The organism is Paraglaciecola marina (assembly GCF_004360155.1).
GTDB lineage: Bacteria > Pseudomonadota > Gammaproteobacteria > Enterobacterales > Alteromonadaceae > Paraglaciecola > Paraglaciecola marina.
In genome coordinates this window covers 212680-236977 of the sequence record NZ_ML178721.1, presented here as the reverse complement: position 1 = coordinate 236977, position 24298 = coordinate 212680, and the positions used below count along the sequence as shown (strand labels likewise).

General features: G+C 35.8%; 19 protein-coding genes. 6 read left to right on the top strand and 13 right to left on the bottom strand.

What is annotated here, in order from left to right; genetic code table 11:
• Positions 1 to 22: 22 nt before the first annotated feature.
• From galU to EOK74_RS03005, 10 genes are all read right to left on the bottom strand, one after another.
• Complete coding sequence (gene galU, locus EOK74_RS03050; RefSeq protein ID WP_133468433.1) at positions 23 to 916, bottom strand: UTP--glucose-1-phosphate uridylyltransferase GalU; 894 nt, start codon at positions 914 to 916, stop codon at positions 23 to 25.
• Positions 917 to 919: 3 nt separating this feature from the next.
• Positions 920 to 2260 carry a UDP-glucose dehydrogenase family protein gene (locus EOK74_RS03045; RefSeq protein ID WP_133468432.1) on the bottom strand — a complete coding sequence of 447 codons (1341 nt, stop codon included), beginning with the start codon at positions 2258 to 2260 and terminating at the stop codon, positions 920 to 922.
• Positions 2261 to 2356: 96 nt separating this feature from the next.
• On the bottom strand, positions 2357 to 3223 hold the full coding sequence (locus tag EOK74_RS03040; protein WP_133468431.1) for a glycosyltransferase family 2 protein: 867 nt from the start codon (positions 3221 to 3223) through the stop codon (positions 2357 to 2359).
• Positions 3220 to 4050: a glycosyltransferase gene (locus tag EOK74_RS03035; RefSeq protein ID WP_133468430.1), complete on the bottom strand. Its 831-nt coding sequence runs from the start codon at positions 4048 to 4050 to the stop codon at positions 3220 to 3222. The genes EOK74_RS03040 and EOK74_RS03035 overlap by 4 nt, the downstream gene beginning before the upstream one ends.
• 249 nt (positions 4051 to 4299) lie before the next feature.
• On the bottom strand, positions 4300 to 4932 hold the full coding sequence (locus EOK74_RS03030) for a sulfotransferase family protein (protein WP_133468429.1): 633 nt from the start codon (positions 4930 to 4932) through the stop codon (positions 4300 to 4302).
• Positions 4933 to 5096: 164 nt separating this feature from the next.
• Positions 5097 to 6230 (bottom strand): glycosyltransferase family 2 protein, encoded by a 1134-nt coding sequence (locus EOK74_RS03025; protein WP_133468428.1) that lies wholly within the window; start codon positions 6228 to 6230, stop codon positions 5097 to 5099.
• A 4-nt stretch (positions 6231 to 6234) separates the two neighbouring features.
• Positions 6235 to 7938: a glycosyltransferase family 2 protein gene (locus EOK74_RS03020; RefSeq protein WP_239023990.1), complete on the bottom strand. Its 1704-nt coding sequence runs from the start codon at positions 7936 to 7938 to the stop codon at positions 6235 to 6237.
• Between the two features lie 116 nt (positions 7939 to 8054).
• The gene (locus EOK74_RS03015; RefSeq protein WP_133468427.1) at positions 8055 to 10853 is read right to left on the bottom strand and encodes a glycosyltransferase; all 2799 of its coding nucleotides are present in this window, start codon (positions 10851 to 10853) and stop codon (positions 8055 to 8057) included.
• A 185-nt stretch (positions 10854 to 11038) separates the two neighbouring features.
• On the bottom strand, positions 11039 to 12073 hold the full coding sequence (locus EOK74_RS03010) for a glycosyltransferase family 10 domain-containing protein (protein ID WP_133468426.1): 1035 nt from the start codon (positions 12071 to 12073) through the stop codon (positions 11039 to 11041).
• A 10-nt stretch (positions 12074 to 12083) separates the two neighbouring features.
• A complete protein-coding gene (locus tag EOK74_RS03005; RefSeq protein ID WP_133468425.1) occupies positions 12084 to 13178 on the bottom strand; it encodes a hypothetical protein in 1095 nt (364 codons plus the stop codon).
• A 506-nt stretch (positions 13179 to 13684) separates the two neighbouring features.
• On the opposite strand from EOK74_RS03005, the gene EOK74_RS03000 reads away from it, so the two are divergent.
• The 4 genes from EOK74_RS03000 to EOK74_RS02985 all read left to right on the top strand — a co-directional run bounded on the left by EOK74_RS03000 (position 13685) and on the right by EOK74_RS02985 (position 18281).
• Entirely contained in the window at positions 13685 to 14314 is a 630-nt protein-coding gene (locus EOK74_RS03000) for a hypothetical protein (protein WP_133468424.1), read from the top strand.
• On the top strand, positions 14311 to 16422 hold the full coding sequence (locus EOK74_RS02995) for a glycosyltransferase family 2 protein (protein ID WP_133468423.1): 2112 nt from the start codon (positions 14311 to 14313) through the stop codon (positions 16420 to 16422). Before EOK74_RS03000 ends, EOK74_RS02995 begins: the two co-directional genes overlap by 4 nt.
• A complete protein-coding gene (locus tag EOK74_RS02990) occupies positions 16419 to 17276 on the top strand; it encodes a glycosyltransferase (protein ID WP_166638703.1) in 858 nt (285 codons plus the stop codon). The genes EOK74_RS02995 and EOK74_RS02990 overlap by 4 nt, the downstream gene beginning before the upstream one ends.
• A gap of 87 nt (positions 17277 to 17363) precedes the next feature.
• Positions 17364 to 18281: a hypothetical protein gene (locus tag EOK74_RS02985; protein ID WP_133468421.1), complete on the top strand. Its 918-nt coding sequence runs from the start codon at positions 17364 to 17366 to the stop codon at positions 18279 to 18281.
• A gap of 76 nt (positions 18282 to 18357) precedes the next feature.
• Here the strand turns inward: EOK74_RS02985 and EOK74_RS02980 are convergent, their stop codons facing one another.
• The gene (locus tag EOK74_RS02980) at positions 18358 to 19179 is read right to left on the bottom strand and encodes a heparin lyase I family protein (protein WP_133468420.1); all 822 of its coding nucleotides are present in this window, start codon (positions 19177 to 19179) and stop codon (positions 18358 to 18360) included.
• A 525-nt stretch (positions 19180 to 19704) separates the two neighbouring features.
• Between EOK74_RS02980 and EOK74_RS02975 the strand changes: the two genes are divergently transcribed.
• Both EOK74_RS02975 and EOK74_RS02970 read left to right on the top strand, forming a co-directional pair.
• Positions 19705 to 20724 carry a glycosyltransferase family 25 protein gene (locus EOK74_RS02975; protein ID WP_133468419.1) on the top strand — a complete coding sequence of 340 codons (1020 nt, stop codon included), beginning with the start codon at positions 19705 to 19707 and terminating at the stop codon, positions 20722 to 20724.
• Positions 20725 to 20777: 53 nt separating this feature from the next.
• The gene (locus EOK74_RS02970) at positions 20778 to 21653 is read left to right on the top strand and encodes a polysaccharide pyruvyl transferase family protein (RefSeq protein ID WP_166638702.1); all 876 of its coding nucleotides are present in this window, start codon (positions 20778 to 20780) and stop codon (positions 21651 to 21653) included.
• 813 nt (positions 21654 to 22466) lie between these two features.
• Here the strand turns inward: EOK74_RS02970 and EOK74_RS02965 are convergent.
• Both EOK74_RS02965 and EOK74_RS02960 read right to left on the bottom strand, forming a co-directional pair.
• A complete protein-coding gene (locus tag EOK74_RS02965) occupies positions 22467 to 23120 on the bottom strand; it encodes a sulfotransferase family 2 domain-containing protein (protein WP_166638701.1) in 654 nt (217 codons plus the stop codon).
• A gap of 426 nt (positions 23121 to 23546) precedes the next feature.
• Positions 23547 to 24293: an acyltransferase gene (locus EOK74_RS02960; RefSeq protein WP_133468416.1), complete on the bottom strand. Its 747-nt coding sequence runs from the start codon at positions 24291 to 24293 to the stop codon at positions 23547 to 23549.
• Positions 24294 to 24298 lie beyond the last annotated feature (5 nt).

Here is a 24298-nt window from a genome sequence, read left to right as displayed (position 1 = left end):
CAAATGAATGGGCGGCAAACCACTAATACTTAAGAGTAGTTAAGAAGTCTTTAAACTCAGCACCCAACTCAGGATGACGTAAAGCATATTCAACATTTGCCGTCATATATCCAAGTTTACTACCACAATCATGGCTTCTGCCTTTCATGTAATAAGCATCAACTTGCTCAGTTTCCATCAAAGAAGAAATGGCATCCGTTAATTGCACTTCATCTCCAGCTCCTGGCGGAGTGAATTCTAATAAACCCCAAATTTTACCTGACAGAACATAACGCCCTACCACAGCTAAATCAGAAGGCGCATCCTCTAATGCGGGCTTTTCAACCATATCATAAATTTTTCCAGATTCACCTTGAGTTAATTCAAGCCCTTCTAAATCAACAACACCGTACTTGCTAACGTCTTCTTGAGGCACTTGCTCAACCATAATTTGGCTAACACGATTAGTGTTAAATTTGGCCACCATATCCGCCAAATTATCTTTTTTCAAATTACTTGTATACTCATCAATAATTACATCAGGCAACACCACTGCAAATGGAGCATCTCCAACCATAGGTCTGGCACACAATACTGCATGCCCTAACCCTTTAGCGACCCCTTGACGCACATGCATAATAGTTACGTCTTTAGGACAAATAGCTTGCACTGCCTCTAAAAGCTGACGTTTCACCCTTTTTTCTAAGGTTGCTTCAAGCTCGAAACTAGTATCAAAGTGATTTTCAATACTATTTTTACTTGCATGAGTCACTAAAATTATTTCTTTAATTCCAGCAGCGACACACTCAGAAACCACATACTGGATAAGGGGTTTATCTACCACTGGTAACATTTCTTTCGGAATAGCTTTTGTAGCGGGTAACATTCTGGTACCCAATCCAGCTACTGGTATTACTGCTTTTTTAACTTGACTCATTTTTTAAAGTTCCTTTACTGATAAACCACGACCAATCGCATAATAATGCAAACCATATTCCATCATTCGAGCAGGTTCGAATAAATTTCGGCCATCAAATAATAATGGCATAGATAACTTTTCTTTGAGTAACTCAAAATCTGGAGCTTTAAAGACTTGCCACTCGGTACAAATGACTAAAAAGTCAGCTCCTTCTAACGCCGCTTCTTTTGTTCCCATCAATTCCAAATCTGCTCTACTTCCATAAATTCGCTGGGTTTCTTCCATCGCTTCTGGATCAAAGGCTTTCACTTTCGCTCCAGCAGCCCATAAACTTTCCATTAACACACGGCTAGATGCTTCGCGCATATCATCGGTATTCGGTTTAAATGACAAGCCCCACAATGCAACAGTTTTACCTTTTAAATCTCCAGAAAAATGACGCGATATGTATTCAAATAACTTCTCTTTTTGAGCATAGTTTACTTCTTCAACCGCTTCTAAGACTCTGGCGGTATACCCAGCAGCCGTTGCACTTCGAGCAAGCGCTTGCACATCTTTAGGGAAACATGAGCCACCATAACCACAGCCAGGGTAGATAAATTGATAACCGATTCTCGGGTCAGAACCAATACCACGTCTAACGTTTTCTATGTCAGCCCCGAAAACTTCGGCAAGATTAGACATTTCATTCATAAAGCTAATCTTTGTAGCCAACATACAGTTTGCTGCATATTTAGTTAACTCAGCACTTCGAATATCCATCACAATAATTTTGTCATGATTACGATTAAAGGGAGAGTACAAGTCTCGAAGCTTTTTCTCTGCATAATCACTATTTGTACCTAAAATGATACGATCTGGTCGCATACAATCATTTACTGCAGCTCCCTCTTTCAAGAATTCGGGGTTTGATACAACATCGTAGGTTATAGACTTAGAATAACTTGAAAGAGTAGCGGATATTTTTGCTTTGACTTTATCAGCTGTACCTACTGGTACTGTGGATTTGTTAATCACAATTTTATGTGAAGTCATGTGCTCTGCTATAGTTTCTGCTACAGCTAACACATACTTAAGATCCGCTGAGCCATCTTCATCAGGAGGCGTTCCTACGGCTATAAATATAACCTCTCCATGTTCAATCCCCTTAGCTGCATCAGTAGTAAAATCTACCCTACCGGCTTCATAATTAGAAGTAACTAATGGGGTGAGGCCTGGCTCAAAAATAGGAATGTGGCCTTCTTTTAAACGATCTACCTTTTTTTGGTCTACATCGATACACATAACATCATGTCCAACTTCCGCCATCACAGCAGCTTGCACTAAACCTACGTACCCAATACCAAACACTGTTACTTTCATTGTTATTTATTCCCTAAACAGATACCAAATTTAAAATACTATTGTTTTATTAAGATTTTACGAATTTCTGAAATAAACTTTAATTATGTTTATTTATCACCAATTATCGGAAAATGCACCTTCCCGCTTCCAGATGCCGTCCCAAAGACCACAAATCATAAATTTTACTCGCTGCGCTCTATTTTTTTGAAGGAATGCATTTGCAAAAAAACGAATAGGTAACACCCCCAAATTTCTAAACTTCCAATACCAAGGAACATAACCTCTTCTTGCTAGAATAAAGATATTACGAAATTGATAATACAACCTAACAGGAGACCCTACTTTATACGTTATGCCTGCAAATTTACTTCTTGAATCACCCAAACGGTGCACCATTTCAACTTTATCTGCTACTGCAACTAACAAGTTATGCTGTTTAGCCCGCCAACACCATTCATGATCCACGCCATCTATGTATAAAGACTCATCTTTAAACCCAATTTTACCTAATTGAGATAGGTCAATCATCATACCAGAAGATATTATTTGAGTTACACACACTAACTCGTCGTATACAGCGACTTCACGTTGTACTCTTGGTTTTACAGTTTTCTCAGAGAATGAGCAAATAATACGGGGGCCTATTGCAACTAATGGGCGATTTTCAACTTTAGATGCCACCATAAGACTAGATAATCTAAATGCAAAATCGTCATCAAAGCGGCTGTCTTGGTCAAGCAACAATCCGTAGTCGCAACCAGCAGACTTGAGATCTTTAAGGCCAATATTATGAGCAGCTGCAATTCCAATGTTGTTTGGGAAATGGTGATAATGACATGCGTTTTTATCAAATGAAACATCGGAAGGGGCCGGAGAATTGTCAATAATACTGACTACATCAACTTGCTCCATAGTCGCCTTGAGTAAGGCTTCAGCCATATCTAATTCAGGTTTATATAAAATTATTGTTGCGCCAATCACTCGTTATTTACCGACTTATTTAAAAAATATCTATCTACCTTATATGCCAGCTTAACAACTTTTGAAGGCATTAACCTCAAAAAGAGCACGGCACAAGCATAAAAGATATTCCCAATACTGTATCGTTTTAATACCTTCATTGTATAAAAACGAGCTTTAAATTCATTTAAAGACTTACTTAAACCTCTGCGTTTATAAAAATCGTTTACTCGCCTGAATTGCAATAAAGGCTCTGAAAGGTTAGCAAATTTGTATCCTGCAGCACAAAGTTCTATCCACAAAAAGTAATCTTGGGTATTTTCTAACGTATGATTATATCGAAAACCAGCCTTAAACACATCCATCCTTACCACTACTGTAGGGTGATTAATGGCACAACGCTTAGGTAATATACGAAATATATCAGCATGATTATTCGGAAGTGTTCGTTTCCCTACTTTTTTTCCATATTCGTCTATTTCAACTAAAGAAGTCCCCAGTACTTGGGTGTTTTTATGTGCTTGTAGAAAATCAATTTGTTTTTCAAAACGCTCCGAAAGGGAAATATCATCAGCATCCATTCTGAAAAAATACTTTGTGGATGGCAGGTTTGCAATCGTCCAATCAATAATATGGTTCATGCAGGCACTCAAACCGACGTTTTCAGCAGACTGAATTAATTGAACATTAATTCGTTCCGAACATAACTGCGAAAGATAATTAAACACATCTTCTTTTACTTCACCATCTAACACGATTATCAGCTGAAAGTTTTGATAACTTTGAGAAAGAACACTTTCCACTGATTGCTCAACCCAATCAAGCTGGTCTTCAATATAAACACTCATACCAACTACGGAATCACAAATTTGATACTTACTAGGTGCTTGTATGAACTTAAAATTTAGTGGCAGATGGTTTGAAGACTTCAGAAACTTGCTCCAGAATTTCGGTTTGAGTGATTAGCATAGCGATGAAAGGTCGGCGGAGAAGTATAACAGACTATTTTTTTAATTCACCGCTTTAGCTAAAGAAAATACGTCTATCATTCTTTACCCTATAAAGTCATGATAAGGTTTCTAGAAACTTTAAAGACATTAAAGAAAGTCATCTACAATTTCGTACTCTTTTACCAAGAGTTCTTGATACGAACCTCTATTTTTAGGCAAACCTTTTCCAGACGATCTAACATTTTTCTCAAGAAGTGGAATCTCTGCCCCCATTAATTGTGATAAACGTTGCAAATCTTCGGTATAACAGTGAGTACGCCCAACAAAATGAAAATCGTTTATAGGCACTTTAGAAAAATGATTCTGATAGGGTCTATTTAATATTTGTAAACGAGGGTGCGTTAAAAAAAACTCAAACACGTCTAACTTATTTTTTTCTATATTTTCACCAAACTCTTTGTAAATTATTTGAAACTCTTCTTTAGATTTTTGCACTGCCAATAAATGTCCAAGAAGAGACCAAGCTCGCTCTACAGGATCTCTTACCCAAACTATTCTTTTAGCATTTGGATATAGCTCTATTTGCTCAGGGTGGGCATGAAAGTGTCCATGGAGTATTCGTGTACCGTATGGCAGACGAATACTTTCACCACGACCAATAACTTTCACCTCATCTGGCGCATATAGATATTTTACAGCATTATTTCCAAAAGCACTGGCATACCCCAACTTTAATGATGTTCCTGCAGTTTTAGGGATATGGTGAGATAACCAGGTCACTGAACTCCGTCCATCTGATTTAAATTTTAGTATTTTTAATATGTTCGATAATAAATTCATTTTTGCATTTCATTTAATTTTAAAGGTTAGTAAGTATCTATGAAACTTCCTATTCTGAATTTACAGGTAATGTGTCTATATTTCCTGTCGCAGTAGCACTGTCGTTAATTGTTAGACTTGCAACTGCTTTGTTTTGTTTTTAACGCAGATACAACGTCAGGCAGTGTCACTCGGGTAAAAATTTTAGATAAGATAGGGAGGACTTCAAAAGGCGAGTCGATAATAACTTGTGAAACCTGTTCTCTTTTTTCCATCACAAACGCTCTGCCTAATTCAATTTCTTCATTCAACTTATAATTAGTAAAAAATTTTTCGATAAAGCGCTTATATTCACCGAAAACATTACTGTCAAATGATATTGACGCTTTAGGTTTACGAGGTATATACCCACTTCTATTCGTCTTAAATATATCTGCGAAAGGTCGATTTTGGATGGGCCTTCCTCGCAGTAATAGCGCCACATATTCCTCTTGGCTGCGAAACATTCGATGTAAAATAAAAATATCTTTTAAAGGGGATTTTATTTCTTCTGGGCTTATCTTTGCGAAATTATTTTCATCTACGAGATATCTACTACCATCCGCCAATTGATGCTTAATTTTATAACCCAATATGTTGTGAGGGTTAATAGCCTCAAGTAAAATATGCGTAGAAACAAGTGATTTTACATGATTGCCTTTAATTCCGTCTATCTTCTTTTCTATTGTTGGCAGAAAAGGTTTAGCTTCGTTAGTTCGATTTAACCATTCGAAACAAACTACATCTGTAGTCTTTTGTTTCAAGAAGTCATGAATGGTAGTTTTTAAATCTTTCGGTGTCCAAAATTCATCTATATCTAAAAACATGACATGAGAAAACCCCTGCTTCTTACTACGCTTTAATTCACGCTGATATATATGAGTCTGCGGTACATTTATATCTGGTTGAAAATACTCATCTCCATCACAAAACTCAATATGCTTTACTGAGCTTAATTTGCGAATTATATTATTAGTATTATCAGTGGTGTTATTTACATAGACTGAAATATAGTCAAAGCCAAAGTATTGATGATGGGCCAACCACTCAGGTAAATAGCAAGCTTCATTTTTTGCAATTGCGACTAGCTTTACTCTATAAGGCTTTCTCTTCCTAATGCACTTGTTGATTAAAATCCATAACCAAAACAAATATTTAAAGGCTTTACGGTAAGAGAGATAAATACTGAACCTAAATCTGAATAATTTTTTTAAACTCAATTTATCAACACTCTTTTATCGAGAAGTTTTCTCTTCTCAATGTTAAATTGGGACTATAGGCGGGATCATGTTCAATGATACTTGCCCAGTTTTTTTGTAAATAATTTAGTTCTTTTTCAAATCTATCACGCTTTTCAACCGTGTCGTCGAAACCTCTGGATACTGACTCATAATGAAATAAAATAGCTTCTGCACAATAGAGATTCCGCCTTCCTAAACTCAATACTTTAAGACAGAAATCAACGTCATTAAAAGCCACTTCCAAATTAATTTCATCTAAACCATTTACAGCTAAATAATCACTCTTTTTAACCAACAGGCACGCCGCAGTCACAGCACTGAAACAGTTTGTGGCGGCTAAACGATTTAAATAGCCGCTATGTTCTCGAGGAAAGTACTTATGAGCATGCCCTGCACCTCCGCCGTAGCCCATAACGACACCTGCATGTTGAATTCGTCCATCAGGATAAAGTAGCTTTGCTCCAACGCAGCCAATTTCATCTCGACTTACTTGATTCACCATATAAGTTAACCAGTCTGGCTCTATCACTTCTATATCATTGTTTATTAACCCTATAATTTCACCCGAAGCATGAGTGACTGCGAAATTATTTATTGCCGAGTAATTAAACTTTTGATCATATTGAAGCACTTTAATTTGTGGATGTTTATTTAACTCATTGAAGTAATCAAGACTTTCTTGTTCGTCTGATTGATTATCAACCAATAATATTTCAAAGTTTCGATAAGTGGTCTTCGTCAATATAGACTCAACACATACTTTAACAAGTTGACGTGAATTTCTAGTCGGAATAATTAAACTCACTAAGGAGCTTGTTTCTGTATGCCAAAGCAATTTTAAAATTGGGTATTGAGCATGCTTAGTGACCTTTGCATATTTAGAGACTTTAATAATGGTTGTTGGCCCCAGAGGGAAGCTACTTTTATCAGCGGCAGCTTGTGAATGGACGACCACGTAAGGTAGGTGCCCTATTATCATATCTAACTCATCTAGATAAATACTAGCTAGGAAGTCAGCAATACTAGTCAGACTAACCTCTAAACGCGCTTGTTTAGCAAATACTCTGTTCGAGCGAAACCAAAGCCCAGTATTGATATAGCCCGTACTTAACAATAAATCGGGATTCCAGTCACTATGTAGTTTGGGTGAGTGCCTTTTTCCCGAAGAAGTTATGCTGTCACTGTCAAAATAGCCAATTGAAGAGCTAGAATTTAAAAACGCTGAAACAACTCCTCCAATTAAAGGGTGCAAAGCGTCACCAGCGTTTATTACTAAGAAGTTATTAATTTCTCTTTCGGCATCACTAGAAAAATCAAGTGAACTTTCCGACACAACTTCAAGATTAGCAGTAAAGTTATTAAGGTTATAATTGACGTTTTCTTCATCTTTTACCAAAAGAAAAACAGTTTCTATTGTGTTTATATCCGCCAAGTATTCCAAGGTAAAATTAAGTAAACTTGAATTTCCGTTAACTACCACTACAACGTTAAAAGGAGTACCTAATGTCATATCTTTCAATGAAATATTTTGCTTAGATATAAGCCCTTCATATAGCTTAGCGATCTTTTTCTTTGATGGAATACCGTATGATAAGCCGCTTTTTTGGAGGTTGCGACTATACAAAGAAGTTAACCATGGCCAGCGCTTAACCTTATTTCGAATTGATTCAGGTATGCATCCAACCATGGACTTCACTCCTATCATTATATATTTTTTAACCACACAACCTCTTAACTGAATACGATTACGAACATCTAACTGATATATTTTCTATTATGGAAATATAAATTGATGTTTTGATACTATTTTAAAATTTGCTGAAAAGCACTTAACATGCTTGGTTTAACTTTTTGATAACTATAGCCTTCCACTGCTTTACTTCTGCCATTCGCACCAAGTTTTACAATCAGGCTTGGCTCATTTATCAGCAAGCCCAGAGCGTTGACGACACCATCAATATCTTTAAAGGGAACTAAAATACCATTTTTTTCATCAACTAGTTCAGGAATAGCCCCCCATTCATATGCAACAACGGCACAACCGCTCGCCATACCTTCTATCACCGTGCGACCAAAAGACTCCTGGAAGTGAGATAAATTTAGTAAGATATCGGTATCTTTAAGTGCTTCAAAGGAACTCTGGCAATAACCTTTCCATTTTAAATTTTGTAAGCTCGCCTGTTTTTTCCAATTCACTGTATGTTCATTTTCAGGCCCATAAATATGAAACTCAATAGGAAACTGTCTAGCCTCACACAACTCCGCAACTTTTAGTAGATCTTCAATACCTTTTTTAGGTAGATTACTGCTGAGCAAAGAAGCAATAACAGGAAGTTTAACGCTAGGTAGTTTTGACGTAGTAACATCAATGTCAATAACATTCGGAATTAGAAAAGCTCGATTTTTCAAATCAATGAAATTCAATACAGCCAAAGAGTTAGCAATAAAATAGTCACTACTTTTTAAACAATGATTCCTAACAGTTTCAGCATCTGCCCCCAATGCTTCACACAAATCCGGATCATTGAGGGGTAACTCACGAATATGCATAACCGTCTTTCGGTTGTTTCTAGTCGCTGCGTTCAATGGCTCTGACAAAACAAGGGTATTTGCATAAACAAGTGCAATATTCAGCTGTTCAATAATTTGACTAAAAGCATCAACTACCTTTTCATCTGTGTCTCTATTTGCGTTCCACCACTGCATAGGTTGAAAAATAACTTTGCTACATAATGCAGAGACGTTTTCTACATAATCGACGTTTTCTGCATTAGGCAAAACAACAATAATATTAAAATCACTTTGCGAAAACATCTTAAGTGTGTCCAAAAAACTCCTCTCAGCACCAAAAGTATGTTCTGACACCATATGGCCGACACATAAAATGGTGGGCTTATCGTCATGGAAAAGGATTTCGCCTTCAAGTTCAGTGCACTCTGGCAGATGACTTTCGTTCAGCAGATGTTCAATAACCGCTAATTTATTAGTTTTATGGAGATAGGTCTGCCCACTAATACTTATCACAGGGTTGCAGTCTCTGGCCTCGTGAATACCATTATTAATAAAATGTGCAACGGGCTCGACTCCCGACTTGGCAATATCTGGATACCGCTTCAAATACCATGTTCGGTCAAACAGTTCGCTGCTTTGCAAAAGTAGCGTTAAGTTATGCTTTCTTTGGGCATGATTACCTCTCAGCATTGCCGGAGGAACTGCGAAAGGTCGCTGATTAGGTAAGCGACTAAGATACAGCTTTTTATGAGTCTTATGCCAGGCAACGGCTGCGTCATGATAGTCCTTTCGCAACCCTTTAAATTGAGTTCTTAAATGACTCGTTTTGGTTTGAGATAAGGATTCATTTGTTGCCCTCCCAAAAGAAAGCGGTATACCAGGTAAAACCTCGACAATGGAATTAACACCATAAGATGCCAAAATACGGTGATAATATTCAGTATCAGCATTCACGGACACATTATCCCAATATCCCAAGAGACGAAATACCGACCTCTTAAACATCAGAGACGATACATTTCGATAAATCCAACCATCTTCCATCCGCCAACATTGAAACCTTAATTTATCGTCAGCTCTAACCCAATGTGAAACGGATGCAATAGCATTGCGTTTTTGTCGTAGCCCATTAACTTGGCATTCAATTTTTTGTGGGTGCGACCAATCATCAATATCGTGCACAGTGATATACTTGCCCTTGGCTAAACTAAGTCCATAATTTCGCGCTCGATATGCACCTAAATTGACGTAGTGACGCAATAACTTAATTCTTTTGTCTTGCTTTGATATAGATTGCAAAACTTGCCATGAGTCATCACAGGAAGCATCATCGACTATGATAATTTCAAGTTTTTTCCACGTCTGATTTAGCAAGCTCGTTATTGCTGTTTTTATAAAATTTTGCGCATTAAAGCATGGAATGATAATGCTAACTAATGGTTGCAAAATATCTTTTAACATTTTGCTAAGAGGTACGTTCAGCCCAACTAAATTATCTAATCCTAGAGGCTTTTCTGGATGTTTAACACTTACACCCAAAAGTTGGTTATTGGCAAACAGTTCAGTTAAATCATCCACTCTACTCTTATTATCAAGCAGTATATTTTGAGCTAGTAACTTGTTGTTAGATTTTAGCCAGGTATTATCGTTAAGTAAGGCTTGCGCAGCGCTCAATTTACCCTGCCAATAATATGCGTCAAACAACAACAGATATGGACCTTGATGGGCGATTAGATATAACGCCAGTGGGTCCTTTAAGGTTTTAGGTAAATATTGTTCTACCAAATCCCACTTTCTACAACTGCCATACCAACGGGCTAGCACCCATCCCGAGATCGCACTATTATAGTTGTTGGAATGAATAAACAATGCCAATAATTTCTTTTCTAATTCACTAGTGTTGATAGCAGCCCATAACTCTTTCTCTAGCTCAAAGGCCTCAACTCTAAATGGCAAACGTCCTTCGCTTCGCCCAAATTTAATGTAGTGTTGTAATGGTTCTACCCCCGCAGTTGCCACATCTGGATATGACTTAAGGTACCAATTAGAATCAAAATATTGGTCAACCTTTATATTCAGTTCAATAACCATTTTTAAATACTATTTCTCCCAACATTTTAATTCAAAGTTACAGAACCGGACAATTAACTCAACTATCACAGTGTATGGTATTTACTTGCTGCAAACTTTTTCGCTAATTAATGAAACCAGTATTTAATTAGCTATAATACAGTATCCCCCAAGGTTTCAATGACCCGTTTTGTCTTCTTATTAATTTACGCCGAATCCATTATTTGAATTAATTCAGAATAAATTTCTGCGACGACTCTGGCACGTTCCATTGCAAGTAATATTGGTTTTGAAAATAAAACAGACAACCTAATTTGAGCAGAAACATAAGAATCTAAATCAATACAGTTCATAGCGTTATTAAAGGCAGACAAACATGAACCAAGTGATTCTACCCCAAATAGATTTATAAAACTGTTGGGCTTAACAATTTCGTAAATACGATGTTCTGAGTTGGCGAAGTATAGCGGAATAGCACTTAAAGCAAATGCATCGAAGATTTTTTCTGTGATGTAATACTTCTGATGGGTATTCTCAACTGCAGAAAAGCACTGAGTCTGTCGATTAAATGTCGTGATCTTATCCAAGTGCCAGTCAGGTAAATCTTGTCGCTTTGAGTCAACTCCCCACCCAAACCCACTAATTACTTTCGAATTATCGGGCCAATTTTGCGCCACAGCACTGCGATAACGACATAAACCTTTAATATTATAGGCAGGGTTTGTCACATCATATTTGTCTTCAAACCTTTTTTGCATTAGAAAAACAGATTGATACTTAGCCTTTTGCCAAATTGATTTATAAATATTCGCTGTTTGCTTTACATTCATGGCAAACATAGCTGAATAACGACTAAAATAGTGGTTGTCTGTCGTTAGATAATAAGGAATATTATGGAAATTATATATATCAGTGGTGACATGGTTTAAATTCCAAAAATGAAAAACATGATTACTAATTTCAATGTTCGAATACTTTTCCCAAAAACGACCTCCACCGATAGTATCCCAAAGTAACTCCTCAGAAATCACTACGATTTTTAAACTAGGATTTTTTCTTTGGGCAGTAATTAAAGTTTCTTTTAGACCATTTAAATCAACCACAAAACCAAGTATAACCACATGAGCTTTATCAATATTACTCACAAACTCAATTTTATTTGAAAAAACCTTTTTATAGGCGGAATACACCATAGGTGTACGATTAGAGTGCCTACCTAATAAAATACACCTAATCTTCAATTCGCTCCCCTTAGTTTTTTAACCATGAATAGTTAAATTGGTTCGCGATAGCACCAAGTAACTCGCCATTATCTAATTTATTCAAATTTAAAACACTCTTTATCTTGGCCCACATTATTTCGTCGTCCATTAGGTTTCTTACTTCTTCAGGGTGCAAAAGTAATTTACTAACTAAGCTTGTATGAAAAATAGAACCCACTTCTATCTTTTTAGAGGAAACTATCAAATCAATTAAAAAAACCACATTATCTAGCCCCATGCTAGTTTTAGTTACCAAGTCATCTATGATGTCGTAGACAAACATACTGCGACCGTAAAGAAATCTTAATTGCTTTATTCCTTGTAAATAGCTGTCCAAACAATTTTTTGTTTCAATAATTGCCCGACATTTTTCAAAAATGTCATTACTATCATTCAACTCTAATTCAAAAGTTAAACTTGCAGACTGCCATAACTCTGCATGCACGAGGTGCATTTTTTTCAAAAAAACTGGAATAACGCTACACTCTATACAATCCCACAGTAATTGAGAAGAACCATCCACATCTGAATCAATAAAGCAAAAATATGAACTCGGCAAAGCAGACAAATCACCATTAGAGATATCCAAATTTTGATACTTATAATTAGCTTGCAATGAAGGGGAGAAATTGAAATGCATTAATTTAACTGCAAACAAATTGCACTTGTCATACATTTGTTCGACATCAGAGAAGTTAGACTTATGGGGAAGGTACTTAAGAACGATTTTGTTATTTTGGTTAACTATAGAATCAAGCCAAATTGCCTCAGTCCAATAAACTTGTGTAATACCAATATTTTCCATTAAAGAAAGGTGCTGTAATAGACCACTATGAGCGCAAGATGTAACGACTTTACTAGGCTTTAATTCAAACAATATATTTTTTAAACTAGCCACTGCATGTTGCCAACTATCTAGACCATTAAAATGGTTTAAGTTTTCACCTGACTCAAATAAATCACTCCAAGGAAAGTCAATATAAACATAATTATTCGAGTCGGGCAAAAGTTCTTTTATTTTCTGGCTAGCAAACTCTTCTGTTGAATTAATAAATGTGTAGTCAGACAACAATCTCAATATCAAAATAGTAAACCTATTTGTTAAGGAATTAATAAAGCAGAATTCCAACGATAAAAATACACTGATAAGGCAATACTATCTTCAATAATGGCTTAGAAGAAGTATTTTATGCCTCATAAATTGGTAGAGAATTAGTTGAGTGCTTCAATGACGAATAGATAAATGCAGTTTATCTGATCGAAAAAATGATAAGAATAGACAAAATTAACTGGCAGCCCATCAACTTGCCATTAGTTAAATTTACCACTGTATAAATATCGCCAAGTATTATAAATTTCAAGGCAGAAAAACTTTAAGACTTGGTCAAGGTTATGTACATTGTAGATGAACGTATAGTAGTATCCGCTACCTTTATATTAGTCAATATTTACTTGTGAATTTAGCTTAAAGCAGAAAAATCACAGTTCGCCTCTCATCCTAGTAAATTTGTGAATTGATAGGCTCTCATTGTTAATTAAACTCGAACAATCAATCACTTTCTAGCTTTAAATATTTAGGAAAAAGTTATAATGGAAAATAGGGAGTTTCGCTTATTTGGTGCTGCTTTTGAGCAAGAACATGAATTTCGGAATGAATTTACCGAGTTAACTCAATCGAATTTCAAAAATGTATATCCTGAAATCTTCCTCCAGAAAACATCACGCTCTCGCAGAGCGCGTTTGTTGGGCAGCGGTTTTAAAACAAAAATCAGACGTATAAACACATTTGATGAGTCTAGCTACATTGCAGTGGCTTCGACGATTTCGAAGCAAACGATCGAAAGTCGTTATAGCTCAGGAGCATACCGAAAGATAAAATTATTTTGTAAAAAACTATTAGGACGTTTCGCTATAAATAAGTCGGCAATAGACAAAGATGCAGAACTAATTTTATCAAGTAATTTATTCGATCCTAAATGGTATAGCGAAAACTATAATATCGAAGGTAATCCCATGCAACTGGCTGAACATTATCTATTGCATGGCTATTGCAGTTTATATGATCCCTCACCTGCATTTTCAACCAAGGCTTATTTGGCAGCATACTTTGACGTTGCACTGACCCCTATCAATCCACTCATACATTATTTAATTTTTGGCATGTCGGAGAAGAGAAAAATCACTATTAATAGTTTAGATAATAAGCATGAAAATTTATGAACAAACATCATCAACATTCATCATTCAATACCTTTGCCCAGCGTGTTTTAGGGTTTGATTCACTAAGTGAATCTACACTCGAAAAACTAGATGGCGAATTAAAGATTGATTTCAATTTAGAACACCAAGAAACCATTAAAAGTGCTTTATTTAGCAATGATAATTTAATTATACAACAAAGCTCTTATCTTCTTGATAGTGCTCTGGGAAGCAGCTCTACTAATACTCGTCTAGTACATCAAGCAACAAAACAAAACTACGAGCTTGTAAAAGATCTTGTATATAAATTAAATAACGTTGATGAAGACACACCAGAGAGTGATATCAAAAATAACTTGTTGACACTAAGTCAAACGATTGGTTTCGAATATTTTGACCTGTCACAAATGGATATCGACGTCGCTTCTCTGTTATCCAATGATATTATTTTATCTAAAGCCTTACCTCAATTGATTGAGTTAGCAATCATATATGAACATGAAGATACGTTGGCCTTAAATATCTTAGGCTCGCTACCTTTGCTCACTGTCGATGAGCTATTCATGGCATCTCCACAGAATGTAAGGGCGCTACAGAAATTACTGTCTTATTTTGCTACCAACGAATCTTCGACATTAAGCAAAATTCTATCAGTAAACATACCTGATTCGTTTACATGCCAAGATGCATACATCAGCTTGTGTATTAGTGTATGTCGAGATAAAAATGACGTTTCAACACTATTATCAAAGTTACCTATTGATTCACTCTCTTTGGAAGAGTACAACTACCCTAGAATAGTGGAAACCTTTAATCGCTCTCCAGTAAAACTCAATTTTATTGCACAAACTTGGCTATTTGAAAGGTTATTTGAATCGTTAGATCTTAAAAACCAATCTCACGTCAGTCTCTGTTTTCGCGCGTATTATTTTTTAGATGCCGAAAAAACAGAAGCAATTGAAAATATTGATAAAATTGAAGTTCTAAATTCAGTTTTATTACTTGACGATACAGAATTTAATGTTTTATATAGAGATATTAGACGTTCAGAAAAGGTAATACTTACAGCAGATCAAGCCTTTGCTCTCTTAGAAACGACAAATACAGCGTTATTTTCACTTAATAAATGGCTTTATGTTTTCACCCTGCTTTCTCCCCTAATTTCAGAAAAGGAAAAGTTAGCCTTTTATGAAAAAGTATTAATTGATGTTGGAATCCCGACAATAAATAGTCAAGCAGCGTTAACCCTAGCGGCTTCAATTGGTTTGAAACAGCTTTCTAACGGAATCATCAATCAAACGTTAAAAGCCTATGGAGTAATACCTTGTCTGCCAGAAAGCACCAATTATGATCTTGAAAATGTATTTGAAAACGTGATCAAGACAAATCATATCTCAACCTCACCTGAGGGCAACGAAGATTGTATTACGGTAGTAATAACAACATTTAATCCAAATATTAAGCTGTTACAAAACTCAATTGCATCAATAATTAATCAAGATTATAAGAACATCGAAATAATCGTAATCGATGATTGTTCAAATATTGAGATTAGTCAGCAGGTGAAGGCTATTTGTGATAATGACTCAACCATCGATATTAGTTACTTTAGAAATGAAATAAATGTTGGTCAATATATAAGTAGAAATATCGCGATTAGTCGCGCTAAAGGATTTTACATTGCCATCCAAGACGATGACGACGTCAGTCATCCTCAACGGTTTAGTTCTCAACTAAAAGAAATGAATAACAGTGGTGCTTTAGCCTGCTTTACAAAGCATGTACGTTATTCAGATGATGGCAGACTATCTGTCGATGATCCGAGAGAATTACTTGTCTTTGGCGATGGTCCAGCAAGCCTTATATTTCATAAATCACTAATAGATATGGTTGGAGGATTCCGAAATTACCGCTCTAGAGGAGATATAGACTTTAGAACACGGATAGAAGTTATTCTAGGCAAAGATGCGATAAAGTTCATTGATACCCCTTTATATGTAATGCGATCTTCCCTTAAAACTATTTCATCCTTGTATGAGTACTTAAATGGTGACCAACTAGAATATTTTCGAAATAGAATACAGTTACTAAGCAAAAGAAAAGCAAAAGACTGGGAGTATTTTCAGTGAGTAATTTAATAATAAGCCTCACAACAATTCATTCACGCATCGATAAAATTCATCACGTAATTGAATCTTTGTTAGTGCAGGAATCTCCTATTCCATTTAAGGTGTGCCTGTTTTTATCTCATGAGCCTTATCTGTTAGATGAAGGTGTTGCAGCTATACCTGAAGAGTTACAGCAATTGTGTAACGAAAACAAAGAACAACTGGAAATTATTTACACCAAAAACATTGGTCCCTATAGAAAATTTCTACCTATATTGAAAAGGTATTTCGCCGACGAGATTGAACTAACGTATTTAGTAACTGTAGATGACGATACGGTTTACCCACAGCATTGGTTAAGTACTTTGGTTGAGGCTTGTGAGCAACAAAAATGCGTCGTCGCATACCGCGGTCGTAAAATCAGTTGTGATGAGAATGCAATCCATAGATACAAAAAGTGGACACATTCAGATGACTCTGTATTAATACCCGATCTCAAAATAGTAGGTACTGGTAAAGATGGTATTATATATAAACCCGAGTATTTCCATCCTGATGTTATAGATATAGAAAATGCCCTTAAAGTTTGTAATCATGCTGATGACTTATGGTTAAAAATGCATACAACAGTTAATGGTGTTCCATCAGTTCTGTTATCTGAATCACTAAGTTCAGCATTCCAAGATTTAGGGGAGGAAGATGAGAACACTTTATACCGTAAAATCAATAAGTTCGGTGGAAATGACAGGGCAATGGAAAATCTAACAAAGTATTTTTTAGCTCGTTATGATCTGAACATACTTGATATATTTAACCAAAATTTATCGTCTAGCAGTACATGGCTCGGCAAAAAATTTATTAACTCGTACTTTTAAAATATGAAAATAATACTCCATATCGGAACACACAAAACAGGCACCACAGCAGTGCAGAGAACCCTATCCGCTAATAGAGAAAAGCTATTGGCTAAAGGAATATGGTACCCACAATATTCAGAAGTGCTAGGTGGCGATAAAACTAGCTATACACATTTAGATATTGCCAAGGGATTAATGGATGAAAAGGCTTTACTTAGTAATGATGAAGCATCGACTTTCCTAAAAAGTTTGCATCAAAAAGCATCCGAAATACCTAATTTGGAAACCGTCATTATTAGTGCTGAAACCCTGTTACGAGGGAAAATTGGTAAAAACAAGAAAAAATGGACTCGACTCCAAAACTTCCAAGCGTTGCTGAAGGAGTACTTGAGTGATTTTACTGATATTGAAGTGGTTGTGACCTTTAGAAACTACATTGACTATCTAGAATCACTATACAACGAACACGTTAAAGCAACGACATACGCAAAAAGCATCACTAGCTTTCATGAAGAATTTCGTGAGCGGTTTAACTATCGTGCGATTGTTTCTACTTGGGAACAAAATGTTGGGAAAGTCAAGGTCATTGCTTTTTCTGAACTTACGCAAGGTAATATGGTAGAAAACTGGATTAACCTGGCGCTAGGAGAAGGTATCAGTTCAACTTTGAACCTAAATGTTAAAGATGAAAATGCCTCTTGGCCATTACCTTTGGTTGATATCAAAAAGAAAATAAATGCTTATAACGACTATCAACTTTCTAAATTAACCAGACATAAACTTAACCAATTTAGTAAAAGTGATTATTGCAAAGACAATCTATCAGATAAACGCACATGGCTTGAAACAAACTTCAAGCTACAATTTGTAGAATCCTATGAAGCAGATAGAGATTGGTTAGTAGCAAATTACAATCTGGAATGCGCATCTCTTTGCGAAATAACAGATTTAAATAACAATGTCTATCAAGGTCTAATGGAAAGCGACTGGTTAGAATTTCTAAAATTCAATATTAACGAATGATCAACCAAAATCGCTCCGAAGTATAATTATGGGCATTAAAACTGCCCATAATTTCACCACTGCCAAAATAAAAACGCTATCGCGACCAAGGACTTACATCCTCAAATGTGTCACCTATTCTAATATCATCGTATCCTACTTTATAAATTTGGTCATTCTCATTACCTTTGTATATTCCAAACTTTAAGCGAAACCTTTGTGGAATATCTTTTAGACCTTTACAGTTTTTTTTTGCGTAACCGAAAGCTCCGTTAAAAATTTTAGGCGGTTTATCAGGTGAATCCCAAACACTAAACTCCCCTGCTTTTCCAGTGGGATCTACCGTCGCTTTCAGAATAAAAGAATGCCATTCACCAGGCTTCAATGAATACTTAGCCATACTAGCAGCACGAGAGTCTCCTCTAGTCATAAAGTTAATTGTGTGGCTGGTTCCTCGATCTAATCTTATCCCTGCAATCGGTGAGTTGGGTGCACATTGCCAAAATTGCATTAAATAGAAAAACTCATTGGTTACATCTGAATCCGTTGGAATTTGTAATTTAAACCCTATGAACATTGGCTTGTGAAAACTAAACCACTGACGAGTCAGCGCTAACTCTGTACGTGTCTTGGTTTTACCTTTGTAAGTAGGGTCAGTGGAAAACTGAATAAATCTATCTCCAAGCTGATCCTTTATAATATCTGGGGCAAGTCCTGCTCCTCCGCACTTCCCTCTCAACTGGAAATTATGTTCAACAAAATCACCACCGCCATTAGAAATATCCCCGTTACATTTATCTTTCTTCTTTATATAGGCTTCGGAGTTATTATCCAACGTAATGGCATACATAAGTTCAGCTTTAGTTGTTTCTGAAACTAACAGCAGAAACATAATTAAAAAAACCAAATTAAACTGCATTAATTGTTTCCTAAAGATGTCATTCTCATTTATTTAAGCTCGCTTCCGTTGAATGATTACGGTTAATTATTTTCACCATCATAAGTCGTTTCCACACTCGACTCCACACAATATATGACTAAGTAAAATTCCAACAAAATTTCACTTTATATTTCCTAGGTGAATACGATTCAATCATGGCTTTTTGTATCAACAGCTAGGTCTGCATCAGTTTACACCTAATGGTCATACGTGTTATAAAGCGTAAAATGTATAGGGAACTAGGGTCATACTAGATTATAATGCTGACATGGAAAGGTCGGTAGCAAATATTAATCATGAAGCTAAAAACGTTGTGCTCTCCCCTTCAATAACAATCTGAGCAATCTCAAATGACAGTGATTGGTTAGAGTTTCTAAAATTTAATCTTTATACGCAAAAAAAGACCGGTATTTTTTCAAATTCCGTGTTCACTGGATGCGAGTTAAAGTTGAAGATTAGTACCTTCTTAAGTGTGTAAATTAAACAAAATGACGATAGTCTAATATGAAAAAATTACTTGAAGAAATATTGGTTAAAGAATGGGCCGGAATAAGTAGTACCAATTTAACCGCAACCGAAAAAGAAGAAATTATCAGTGACCGAGGAAATCAAACACTTAATTACCTTAAGTATTGTCAATCTACAGGTATGAAATTGTCTTCTAAAACAAATATAAAAGGCCACGTAATTTCATTGAATTCAAGCCCTCGCAGAACTGTTTTTGCGAATAATGCTGAAAAGGCAGGGTTAAATTACGAGTTTTTTGATGCTGTTAATGGGTTTTCTGAGGATTTGAATGTATTTAATCTAAATGTATGGGGCCTACAAGAATTACCTAAACAATGGGAATCAAATAAAGGACATATGGCATGTACATTGAGCCACTTAACCTTATACAAATCACTTTATGACAGTAATGACAAACAAGAGTGGAATTTAATTTTAGAAGATGACTGCTATTTTCATCCCTATTTCTCAGACGCTTTAGACGATGTAATTAAAGCGGCGAATGAACAACAGCAAGACGTCGATGTTATTTATATATCTAACCGCGCTTCACATTGGTTTTCTGTCAGTGAAAACTTAAAAAGCAAACTAAATACAATGCACCTAGTTAGCTTAGATAACTTAACAGATGAAATAACAGCGGCTAGGAAACTTCAATACGCTTCTCAATATAGCCCTAAACAAGCTAAAGTATTTGGTACGGAAGCCATTTTAATTAGAAAAAGTGGATTAGAGAAACTTCAAGGTTTAGAGCGCCATTATAGCGGGTACTTGTTAGGTGAATATTTGGCACCTGGTCCTTTTGGAATTGAAGCTTTTCTGCAAAACCACCTTGGCAGATCACCGTCTAAAAGCAGTTTCCAAACACCTCACAAACTTATCGAAGATGGTTTAGTTGCAGAAAATAACCCCCTATTAAACTCATATGTTTTGACGTTACCATTGACCACCACAAGAGATTGGCTTGGCGAAAGTTATTTTTCTGAGACTAGACGGAAACGCATAAATAGAAACTAATTGGGGCTAAAAAAGTTTAAGGTTTGAAAACGATGTTTGCTAAGGTAAGAAAAATGTTTGAGAAAGAAGAAATAGTGAATCCATTTGATTGGATAAAAAGTAAGGTTACACAGGAGGATCTAGATGTAGTTTTATTTGGTTCACCTGGTAATTTAGGTGACACTCTTATCGTAGCTGCAACTATTCAATGCCTAGAAAACAGAGATATTGCTTATCGCGTAGGCTCAGAGCAATACGATTCTGAAGCTAAAGGAAACGAACTATATGTGATAATGGGAGGAGGTAATTATATTCCTCTGTATAACAGTGTTAAGTCCCTTTTGGAACATCTAGCCCGAAAAGTACCCGGTGCCAAAGTCGTGATATTACCCTCATCTTCTTTTGGCATGGAGAAGCATTTAAAATCGTTGGATCTTGAAATTTATTTCTTTTGTCGTGAACAAGAGACTCTCAAATCAATTAATAAAGCGCTGCCAAAGCAAAACGTCTTTTTATCTCATGACGCTGCTCTGTATATAGATCTCCAAGATGCTAAATTTAAAGGCATGAGAAACCTTAGAAAAGTATTGAAAGGTAAATCATGTGGCACCCTATATGCGATTAGAGAAGACAGGGAAAAAACTGAAAACTTTAAAGTAGAAAAGCATCATAAAAATATTGACGTGTCCTCATTACGAACCAATAGAGGAGCGGCTGTATTAAGTAAGCATGCAATTATTAAAGACTTAGTATTCGAAGACGTGAATTTTATGTTTATGTATTTGCTTCCATTCGATGAAATCGTCTCAGACCGCTTACATGTTTGTATAGCTGGCTTGCTATTAGGTAAAAAAGTTACAATGTATGACAACAGCTATGGGAAGCTTAGTAACGTCTATAAAAATTCGTTAGTGGATAAGTACAAAGATAATATTGACTTGAAGCTGTAATTCATATTTTGAGGGGGATAGTTTTAAATGAGAAGATAACTAATTTCGTTTAAGTGCCTATCATAATTTACTCTTAAAGGTTTGGAGGATGGGCAGATAAACAACTAGCAACCTGGAGCTTTTAATAAAATGCGGCTACAAAGATCAGAACCCAGCAAGATTTGACTGAGTTTAGCTATCCTCTGAAAAAATCATGGTTGAAGCCGCGTTAATGCTGCAAAGGATCAGGGTATTACCCACCCGAAACATGGAATATCTGATTCTATAATTTCACGTAATAGATTATAGTAGTAAGAAGGTATAGACTTAAGAAGGACCGCTTGAATTAAATACACTTGCAGGATCGCAGCAAAAGCTTTAAACCTAGCAGGCTAAAAAGAAGAAAACTAGATCAATGGCCATGTATCCCCCTCTTATATGCCAAATACATGACTTCGCAAAAATTGTGGGCTCACTTGCTGAGTGCTATGGTGTGTGAGCACCAGACAATCAGCACATTCCATTAAATAATCTTGCAGAACAGAATATCTACGTTGATCATCATCGGATTAGAGTATGGGACGACGTTCATCGTAAGAGTGGTGCTGATGAAAAACCTGGGCTGCTAAGGATGAAAAGAATTAAAAATTCCAGTACTCACCTGAGAAAGAAAACCTAGAAAACTTTAAGTAACTTCTGTCGGCACATTGAGTATTTAACCTTTATCAGATGCTTATTGTTAGCCCGCTCAGCTTACTATGCTTACCTCCCCACCAAAAATGCTGTTCACAGTTAGGGCAAGCCTGAGCTGCTACACCTATAAGCCCTCTGAACTCAATCTAAATACTCATAGCCAAACAATGACATCTCCTCAGCATAATTTTTATTCACATAATCAATTAACTTATCTGAGTATAAATCTTTAGATTTAATCATTTTTTTCCTTATACCAGATTTAAAAAATGGAATAGCTTCTGGAACAAATGCAACATTAATTCTATTGCAAACATACTGAATTCCATCAAGTAAATTTTCATAGCGGATTAAATAATCCATACTAACTTCTTTATTCAAAGAAAGAGTGTTTATAATAGAAAAATTTTGACCTCTAACTACCTTCTCGAAATCACGCCTGAGTTCATCTTTACTTAATTTACCAACATCCTCATTATTTTTATACTTCTTAAAAAAATATCGAGACACCAGTCTATCAAATGGGTTTCTAATAACTGAAAATTTAAAATACTCATCCCATTGTTCGTTTGTTACTAATTTTCGAATTGAACTGGCTGGCATGTGACTATGAAGAATATCATGCTTACCACTTCCGCGGCCCCCAACAAGACCAAAGCTACTTATATGCTGGTCTCTGTCATGCTGCTCTTCCCAACTTCCCTCTGCTAAACAGTATTTTTCAAAATAAGATTCAACAGATGTTCCAGCTGTTTTAGATGTCTTAACAAAAATAAACTTTTTTCTATGGCTCACTAACAAAACGTTTTTCCCTTAGACCTAACTCATAAGCACAAAAAAGACCCTATCATATTTGAAGGTACAGACAAACATTGCGACTATAGCATCATCCTAATACACTCATAATTAACCGAATAACAAAACCAAGAATAGATGTAACTTTCAGTTATATCTGATAACTAACTAAGTTAGTGTCGCACTGTAAAATAATAAAACTCTTTGCTCAAAAACAGAGTTTTTAACTTTAGAGCGCTAAGAAAAGACTCATTCTAGCCGCATCCAAACTTTGCTAATAACACCCTATCAACTATTAATTAAAATTAATCAATACCCGAATAAAACACCTTAAATACACAGTAGCACAAAGTCTTAAAATAAATATATGACTAAAAACCTATAGACAAACAAAAAATCGATACGACAAGTCAGTAGAGGTTGGCCTTAACTAGACAGAGCTAAATATTTTTCTGTGTACGACTTAGCTATATTTTTAGATAAATCGCCTTCATCTTTCGCCCAAAAAATCTGCTTATTCACTTTAGAAATAGCAGGAACACCTGTTGCAATAGAAAAGCGTGGAACATCCTTAGTAACAATGCTACCTAGCCCCACTATAGAACATGCACCAATAGTAACAGATTTTAGTATCGTTACCTGTTGACCTACCCATACATGCGGCTCTATAAATACACTTTTTGACGGCTGATTAATTTGAGTACCCGACTCTAAATCAAATATCGGATGGGCATCAGAGTTTCTAATTACCACATTAAAAGAAAACATACAGTCATCACCAATTATTATTGCCGGATTGGTTTGACCTGCTCCATTACCAGAAACCCAAAGATTACTCCCAGCCGATAAAATATGATTACCTATGGCGATGAAGTCACTATTTTGAATAGAGCGAATAGTTAAGCTAGTTAAAGAACAATTATCTCCTATGAATAAAACAGAATCATTACCTTTCACAATAACTTTAACTTTGCCATTCAGATTTCTACCTAAAAAAACTCTTCCCCCTTTCGTATTTGTAAAATTTATGCTTACTTTCACAAGACTATCACTATCCTTTACAAATACTTTTCCACTCCCAATTATATTTGTTCGATCAGAAGTTTCTGAGTATTCAGATTCATCAAGACTAAAATTTTGGATAGATTTCGTTGCTAGCTCTATGTTTGACATAAATC

Coding starts and splice junctions, on each gene's coding strand:
- EOK74_RS03035 (WP_133468430.1), bottom strand. CDS start 4,050: ATGAGTGTTTATATTGAAGACCAGCTTGATTGGGTTGAGCAATCAGTG.
- EOK74_RS03045 (WP_133468432.1), bottom strand. CDS start 2,260: ATGAAAGTAACAGTGTTTGGTATTGGGTACGTAGGTTTAGTGCAAGCT.
- EOK74_RS03015 (WP_133468427.1), bottom strand. CDS start 10,853: ATGGTTATTGAACTGAATATAAAGGTTGACCAATATTTTGATTCTAAT.
- EOK74_RS03000 (WP_133468424.1), top strand. CDS start 13,685: ATGGAAAATAGGGAGTTTCGCTTATTTGGTGCTGCTTTTGAGCAAGAA.
- EOK74_RS02970 (WP_166638702.1), top strand. CDS start 20,778: ATGTTTGAGAAAGAAGAAATAGTGAATCCATTTGATTGGATAAAAAGT.
- EOK74_RS02975 (WP_133468419.1), top strand. CDS start 19,705: ATGAAAAAATTACTTGAAGAAATATTGGTTAAAGAATGGGCCGGAATA.
- EOK74_RS02995 (WP_133468423.1), top strand. CDS start 14,311: ATGAACAAACATCATCAACATTCATCATTCAATACCTTTGCCCAGCGT.
- EOK74_RS02960 (WP_133468416.1), bottom strand. CDS start 24,293: ATGTCAAACATAGAGCTAGCAACGAAATCTATCCAAAATTTTAGTCTT.
- galU (WP_133468433.1), bottom strand. CDS start 916: ATGAGTCAAGTTAAAAAAGCAGTAATACCAGTAGCTGGATTGGGTACC.
- EOK74_RS03020 (WP_239023990.1), bottom strand. CDS start 7,938: ATGGTTGGATGCATACCTGAATCAATTCGAAATAAGGTTAAGCGCTGG.
- EOK74_RS02980 (WP_133468420.1), bottom strand. CDS start 19,179: ATGCAGTTTAATTTGGTTTTTTTAATTATGTTTCTGCTGTTAGTTTCA.